Origin of the sequence: Desulfomicrobium macestii (assembly GCF_014873765.1) — a bacterium.
GTDB classification, from domain to species: Bacteria; Desulfobacterota; Desulfovibrionia; order Desulfovibrionales; family Desulfomicrobiaceae; genus Desulfomicrobium; species Desulfomicrobium macestii.
In genome coordinates this window covers 1-6,840 of sequence record NZ_JADBGG010000066.1, presented here as the reverse complement: position 1 = coordinate 6,840, position 6,840 = coordinate 1, and the positions used below count along the sequence as shown (strand labels likewise).

Here is a 6,840-nt window from a genome sequence, read left to right as displayed (position 1 = left end):
AATGCATGATTTTCTCTGAATTGATTACGGCCAGGATGACGGCGATGTCAATTTTTGGCTCTGACGTCGGAAGGAATTTTTCAACATGCTGCTAATGGACGATAAATAACGAAATCGACCGTAACTGTCGAAATTAACAGGCTTTTCAGCATCAGTAGCCTGAACAGCGCGTAGGTTCATATTCGTCAAGGCAAAAACAGGACTAACCACAGCCAAAGCCAACGCATATAAACCTAAAATTTGTTCACCACCAAGTTTCGCTAACAAAATTATAAGTAGCCATTGTGATATTGCGTAAACAACGTTACCAGCAAAACTTGCACTCACATTTTTTTTTAATCTATTCATATTTTAAATATTGAACTGCTAAATTCCTTTTTTAAAAAAAATATAATTATTATATTTACATATTTATTACAAACATTAATTTTTTTTGATATTATTTAATTTTTACTAATTTATTATTTTTTAAATTTTTTAACAACGCACATGCAGTAAATCTCCAAATTACAACGATAATAAATATAAATATTGCTGGTTTTATAAAATTGCTAAAATCATTCCGCACAGTGCGGATTAAAAACCAAAACATCGCACATAGAAACAATAACAAATTCGGCTTATCGAGAAGATAACTATCGTCGAGTCGACCTAAACAATATCCAATCGATAAAAAGAAAATAACCACGCCAACAATTCCAAAATTAAGATAGGGCTCTCCTATTGCAGAAAAGCCGACACCCTCTCCCTTATGATATTTATCCGGCGCTATCCTGTAAGTAATCCAATCAGAAGGCACAGCCATCTTTCCAATAACCTTATGATCTAACATAGCTCTATTACTTGACTCTTTCCTATAAGATTTATTCATTTCTGGCATAATATTTGGAATTGAATCTCGAAAAGATTTGACATACGTAATACCGTAACGATAATCATCTACAGCAGGAACCAGTCTAAGAGTATGAGCAAGAACTCCAATCGTACTTCCAAGTTCAATAAAAGAATTTTCGATATTAGCTTTTTGAATTGATTTTTTAAAATGTTGTGTATTCATCTCATTATATGGACCAACAGATCTTAGCATGCCGATAACTGGAATAATAAACAATACAAATAAAATTGCACTTAAAGAAACAACTAACGGAATTTTATTTTTGACTTTGACCCAAATTATAACGCCGACTAAAGCAGGAAAAAGTGCTGCGGAACGATATCCAGACAACAAAAATACAGCAAATGTGATTAAAGAAATGGTTGCCGCAAAAATTTTTTCTTTTCGACTGCACGCTCCTATCATTAAAACTATCGCTGCTGACGGCAGACACATCATAAACAATCCAAGACCTCTAGTGTCTCCTACTCCATGAAAAAAATCTGCTCGTGAATAAGCAAACAAGTTTCCTAATGAGATAAGTGCCATTATCAAAAAAATCACAGAGGCTATAAGCAATCCAATTCCATCTAAATATAATTTATTAAATGTTTGTGTGATTTTAAATCTTATTCCATCACTAACAACGATAATTTTTTTATTTTTCATTGACAAACCTACACCAACACCTATGCAAGCTACCGATAACACGACATACCAACTTGCATATTCTAACCACATATGAAATGATGAAGACTTATCCCACTTAAAATTACTCAACATTCCATATGCATTTGGAATTACTATTCCTAAATGGAATAAGCATAAAGGAATTATATACGCGTTAATAAATAAATAAAATGTTTTGAAGTGTGCATATGTACACATAACAAAAAAAAGAGCCCAAAATACAAAAACAGTACTAACGTGCATTTCCCAGTTTTTATTCACTGAAATCGGCGCTAATATATTCAATAGTGCGAAAGACACAGCTATTAAATTAATTATTATTGTTGAATATTTTAACAAAAAAAACATAATATCTATTAATTATTAACCTGTTTATATTAATTTTTTTTCATTGTAAGATCTTATGACTTGATCAAATTCTTCAAACCACAGAACTTGCTGTGCTTTTACGCATGTTCCATAAAACCCGCCATGTGCATGCACAATTGACATTTCTTTAACTATCGTATTGATGTCGTTTGAATGTTTTAAATATGTTTGAACAAGTTCAACGCGGGGCAATGAATGTCCCGGATATTTGCGCAATTCTCTTTCAATTTCATTCAGCCTAAATTCATTCATCTCTCCATTTAATCCTGACCAACTATACCTTGAATTTCCAATTAATAACATATTCGGAAATTCTTTACGCAATTGAAGCAATACGTCTTGAATCGCACGCCGCATCTCATCTCTAACTCCGGGAAAAGGGTTTGATTTTACAAAAACACTGCATTGATCAAGGAAAAGTCCATCATACGGATAAGCGGATAATGTTGCACGACATCCATCTAAAAAACATGAACGCCATTCTGATTTTCGTGGATCAAAAATTCTCATTTTGCGAGGCACTGCATCAACCATTGGAACTAGACCGCCTGGATATACACACCAAGAGTCTTTTACTTTCCTTAACTTATCATGCCCAGGTCCTGGAACATCTGTTTCCTCAATTACCATATGATAGGCTAGCATTTTAATATCTGGATTTATTGATTTAACTTTATCTCTCCACCGAATAAAATCATATCGCTGATCTTGCGGGACAATCACCAACGGATATTTTGCTACAATGTGCTCTTGATTTTTTTGATCTTCTACATTCGGAGATATATATGCGATACAAAATATTGGAGGTATATCTAAATTTTGTGGATAAAAAGGTAATGAATTTTTTGATTCTTGTATTTTATTATAAGAAAATAAATTATTACTTGTCGAAATACTTAAAACAGATCCAGCTATTATTTTTATAAAATTTCGTTTAGAAATTTTTGCTGATAAAATTGATTTGCTATCACTCACAATACTCTCTCATTTTAATGACTACTTTCTCGACTTGGTATCTGCCTGTTTGATATCTGCTGGGTCTCTGAGACCAAGAACTTACCAATTTTATTCACTTTTATCTCTAAAAAGGCCCTTTTTTCGGCCTTAGAATGAGGTCATCAACCGAAAATCTGTCTATTTTTATATCTAACATTCTAAAATTATTTGCAAAAACTCGCGTTGCGGACCTTCAAAATCCCCACTCCAGCATGTTCCCGCCATCTACCTGCTCTCCGTACCCGGCCGGTTCCTCGGCGAGCGCGTTGCTTTCTGGCTTCACCACTGGGGCATACCCGCTCTGTTTACGGACGTGATTCACAAACTTCTCGCTCCCTACAGCCAGTTCAGCCCGCCTGGGTCTCTGAGACCAAGAACCCTGAAACCATCCACACTCCTTTCCCGGATTCTCAAATCAAGACGCGCAAAGGATACAAGTCCCGTGCCAGCAAGACTTTTCTCGAAGCCAGCGGGAAAGCCACGCCGGGCGCGGTTTAGGCTTGTTTTTCAGAGGAGTTGAGCAAGGAGGGGGTTGTCTGATTTGGTTGGACTGTCTTGATTGGTGAATGGTGATTGGTGATTGGCGATTAGGAAACTGCGAGAAGGCGGGGATACGGCTTTGATAAATCGTGGAGAGCCGCGCCTCCGCTCACTGCTTGCATTTATCAAGAAAAGCGCTATCACTGAATCATGAACAGCAAACACAGGAAAACGCTTGAAGCCATTTTTTCCGATCCCGTGAACGGTGGTCTGGAATGGGCAAGGATTGAGGCGTTGCTTGTCGCTCTGGGCTGCCAAATCCTCGAGGGAAGCGGTTCATCGGTGACCTTCGAAAAGGGCGGCAAGCGCGCTCACTTCCACCGGCCACACCCGCAACGTGAATCTCTGCGCTACCGCGTTCGTGCTGTTCGTGAATATCTTACAACCCTGGGGGTCAAACCATGAACGCCTTGAAATATAAAGGGTACACCGCCCGCATGGACTTTGACGCGGAAGACAACATTCTTGTGGGCAAGATTTTAGACATCGAAGATGTCATAGTCTTCCATGCCGAGTCCGTCCACGAGTTCCAGACCGCATTCCACACCGCCATCGATGACTATATAGCGGCCTGCGAAAAACTGAATCAGAAACCCGAAAAACCGGCCAGCGGTCGCCTGATGCTGCGCATCAATCCTCAGGTTCACGCGGCGGCACTCCGCAAGGCAGCCCATGAAAGCCAAAGCCTGAACAAGTGGGCGGAAAAGGTCATTGAGCAGGCGACCCGCATCTGATGTATGGAGGATGTTGGTGATTGGTGAATAGTGATTTGTGATTGGGAAGAAGTTTTAAAAATTATCATCGATAATTTTATTCGTCCTATCTATTCACCAATCACCATTCATAAATCCTCACAATCTCCAGATATTCCTGCCGTTATCGCCCGCATCCGTTCCGTTTAAGAGCCCTTTCACGTCCACGATATGGCCGTCATCGCAGATCATCGAATGGAAAGACCCTGCACCCATGTCCCTGTATGCAGCATGCGCAACCGCAATCACCATCGCTCCAAGGCAACGCATCCTCTCCAGCCCAACCAGCTCGACCCCGTAATGCTCCCTGGCCTCGGCCGGGTCCGCCATGGGGTCATGCACCAGCACCTCGACCCCGAAGGATTCAAGCTCTGAAATGATGTCCACCACCTTGGAGTTGCGAAGGTCCGGACAATCCTCCTTGAAGGTCAGCCCCAGGACGCCGACCTTGACGCCCTTGATGTTCTGCCCCGAGGAGATCATCAGCTTGATGGTCTTTTCGGCAATGAACTTGCCCATGTTGTCGTTGATGCGGCGGCCGGCAAGGATGACCTGGGGGTGGTAGCCGGCCATTTCGGCGCGGTAGGTCAGGTAGTAGGGGTCCACGCCGATACAGTGCCCGCCTACCAGGCCCGGACGAAACGGGAGGAAGTTCCACTTGGTGCCCGCGGCCTTGAGCACGTTCAGGGTGTCGATGCCCAGCGTGTCGAAGATAATGGCCAGCTCATTCATGAGCGCGATGTTCAGATCCCGCTGCGTGTTTTCGATAACCTTGGCGGCCTCGGCTTCCTTGATACTCTCGGTGGGATAAACTCCGGCGGTTATGATGGAGCCGTACAGCCGGGAGACCTTGTCCAGCGTCTCGGGCGTGTCCCCGGAAACAACTTTGGTGATCCGGATCAGGGTATGTTCCTTGTCTCCTGGATTGATGCGTTCCGGCGAATACCCCACAAAAAAATCCTTCTTCCAGACCAGCCCGCTCATCCGTTCCAGAATGGGTACGCAAATCTCCTCGGTCACTCCCGGATACACCGTGGACTCGAAGATGACGATCGCGCCAGGCTTCAGGTTGCTCCCCACGATCTGCGCCGCGCTCTCAACGGGTGACAGGTCCGGTCGCCTGTCCTTGCCGATGGGCGTGGGCACGGCCACGATGACGTAATCGGCCTGTCTCAACAGGGCCGGGTCCGTGGTTGGCTCGAAATGAACCGCAGCAGCAAATCCAGCGCTGTCCACTTCGCCCATGGCATCGATATGACTCGTGTAATTCGCCACTTTCTGCTCAGATAAATCAAACCCGATGGTCCGGGTGTATTTCCCGAACTCGACCGCCAAAGGCAGCCCGACATATCCAAGTCCAACAACAGCAATGACGGCTTTATCCATGACCTTCCAACTTATTAAAAATTGTCTGGGTCTCTGAGACCAAGAACTCACTAATTTCATTCAGTCTGTGATCGGTGATGGGAAAGGCAACGCAACAGGACTGCGATCATCAACCGCATCCCCTGAAACCATCCACACTCCTTTCCCGGATTCTCAAATCAAGACGCGCAAAGGATACAAGTCCCGTGCCAGCAAGACTTTTCTCGAAGCCAGCGGGAAAGCCACGCCGGGCGGGGGTTGGGCTTGTTTTTCAGAGGAGTTGAGCAAGGAGGGGGTTGTCTGATTTGGTTGGACTGTCTTGATTGGTGAATGGTGATTGGTGAGTAGTGACTGGGGTAAGTCGGGCATTGGAGACCCAATGTAGTATACGTACTTGGCCGAATTTCCACACAAAGCGAAATCTGGCAACTTCAAATGCCTGGGTCTCTGAGTCCAATAACACACTGGACTCATCCCCGACTCCAACTTATAAATAAAGGGTATGAAAAATGCCGACCATCAGCATGTTTTACGGAATCCTCGTAATGATCATGTACGAAGACTGTGGGCGGCATAACCTCCCGCATATCCACGTACGCTATGCGGGACACAAGGCATCAATATGCATTGACGATGGCGTCCTCCTCGCAGGGGACTTCCCCGCCAAGCAACTGAAACTTGTGCAGGCATGGATCGAAATTCACAAAGACGAACTGCTGGCAAACTGGGAACTGGCCGTGGCTGGAGAAGAACTTTTCAACATAGCCCCGCTTCGCTGACAATTGGATGGTAACTATGGAAAAACAGCTTCTGGATGTAGTCGCCGTCGAGGCCAGGCCCGACCATTGCCTCTATCTCACTTTCGAAAACGGCGAAAAACGCATTTTCGATATGAAGCATCTCCTGACAAAACCTCCCTTTCACCGCCTCAAGGAATCACCGTTCTTCATGCTTGCTAAAGTAGGCTACGGAACAGTTATATGGCCCGGCAACATCGATATCGCGCCTGAAACCCTCTATGAACAATCACGTCCTGCAGACCGCGGCATCTGAATGGTGATTGAAATTTTTGTGATTGGAGATTGGTGATTGGTGAATGGGAAATGAACGTGTCCTCTATTGCGAAGACAGGTCAGATAGAGGTGTCCGTCGCTGCATCCTGGACTGCCTTAAGGATGACGGACACGGCTTGAGAGGTTATCTTCCGCTCATGAGGAGACACACATGGGAAGATCAGCCAAGTATTCAAAAGAA

Annotated in this window: 8 protein-coding genes; 4 read left to right on the top strand and 4 right to left on the bottom strand. The window is 44.0% G+C overall.

What is annotated here, in order from left to right; all coding sequences use genetic code 11:
- Positions 1-24: 24 nt before the first annotated feature.
- The 3 genes from H4684_RS20095 to H4684_RS20085 all read right to left on the bottom strand — a co-directional run bounded on the left by H4684_RS20095 (position 25) and on the right by H4684_RS20085 (position 2,908).
- A complete protein-coding gene (locus tag H4684_RS20095) occupies positions 25-348 on the bottom strand; it encodes a hypothetical protein (RefSeq protein WP_192625118.1) in 324 nt (107 codons plus the stop codon).
- Positions 349-439: 91 nt separating this feature from the next.
- Positions 440-1,912, bottom strand: coding sequence for an O-antigen polysaccharide polymerase Wzy (gene wzy, locus H4684_RS20090; RefSeq protein WP_192625117.1), 1,473 nt, complete (start codon positions 1,910-1,912; stop codon positions 440-442).
- Positions 1,913-1,936: 24 nt separating this feature from the next.
- A complete protein-coding gene (locus H4684_RS20085; protein ID WP_192625116.1) occupies positions 1,937-2,908 on the bottom strand; it encodes an alpha-amylase family protein in 972 nt (323 codons plus the stop codon).
- 711 nt (positions 2,909-3,619) lie between these two features.
- Here H4684_RS20085 and H4684_RS20080 point away from each other — a divergent pair.
- Positions 3,620-3,874 carry a type II toxin-antitoxin system HicA family toxin gene (locus H4684_RS20080; RefSeq protein ID WP_192625115.1) on the top strand — a complete coding sequence of 85 codons (255 nt, stop codon included), beginning with the start codon at positions 3,620-3,622 and terminating at the stop codon, positions 3,872-3,874.
- A complete protein-coding gene (locus H4684_RS20075) occupies positions 3,871-4,203 on the top strand; it encodes a type II toxin-antitoxin system HicB family antitoxin (protein WP_192625114.1) in 333 nt (110 codons plus the stop codon). Before H4684_RS20080 ends, H4684_RS20075 begins: the two co-directional genes overlap by 4 nt.
- Positions 4,204-4,320: 117 nt before the next feature.
- Here the strand turns inward: H4684_RS20075 and H4684_RS20070 are convergent, their stop codons facing one another.
- Complete coding sequence (locus H4684_RS20070; protein WP_192625113.1) at positions 4,321-5,607, bottom strand: nucleotide sugar dehydrogenase; 1,287 nt, start codon at positions 5,605-5,607, stop codon at positions 4,321-4,323.
- Between the two features lie 524 nt (positions 5,608-6,131).
- Between H4684_RS20070 and H4684_RS20065 the strand changes: the two genes are divergently transcribed.
- Together H4684_RS20065 and H4684_RS20060 are read left to right on the top strand one after the other, a co-directional pair.
- The gene (locus H4684_RS20065) at positions 6,132-6,365 is read left to right on the top strand and encodes a DUF4160 domain-containing protein (RefSeq protein ID WP_264080977.1); all 234 of its coding nucleotides are present in this window, start codon (positions 6,132-6,134) and stop codon (positions 6,363-6,365) included.
- 16 nt (positions 6,366-6,381) lie between these two features.
- The gene (locus tag H4684_RS20060) at positions 6,382-6,639 is read left to right on the top strand and encodes a DUF2442 domain-containing protein (protein WP_192625111.1); all 258 of its coding nucleotides are present in this window, start codon (positions 6,382-6,384) and stop codon (positions 6,637-6,639) included.
- The last annotated feature ends 201 nt before the right edge of the window (positions 6,640-6,840 follow it).

What these genes read in the sequence shown, in the direction of transcription:
- wzy (WP_192625117.1), bottom strand. Translation starts at nt 1,912, where the DNA reads ATGTTTTTTTTGTTAAAATATTCAACAATAATAATTAATTTAATAGCT.
- H4684_RS20060 (WP_192625111.1), top strand. Translation starts at nt 6,382, where the DNA reads ATGGAAAAACAGCTTCTGGATGTAGTCGCCGTCGAGGCCAGGCCCGAC.
- H4684_RS20095 (WP_192625118.1), bottom strand. Translation starts at nt 348, where the DNA reads ATGAATAGATTAAAAAAAAATGTGAGTGCAAGTTTTGCTGGTAACGTT.
- H4684_RS20070 (WP_192625113.1), bottom strand. Translation starts at nt 5,607, where the DNA reads ATGGATAAAGCCGTCATTGCTGTTGTTGGACTTGGATATGTCGGGCTG.
- H4684_RS20075 (WP_192625114.1), top strand. Translation starts at nt 3,871, where the DNA reads ATGAACGCCTTGAAATATAAAGGGTACACCGCCCGCATGGACTTTGAC.
- H4684_RS20065 (WP_264080977.1), top strand. Translation starts at nt 6,132, where the DNA reads ATGATCATGTACGAAGACTGTGGGCGGCATAACCTCCCGCATATCCAC.
- H4684_RS20080 (WP_192625115.1), top strand. Translation starts at nt 3,620, where the DNA reads ATGAACAGCAAACACAGGAAAACGCTTGAAGCCATTTTTTCCGATCCC.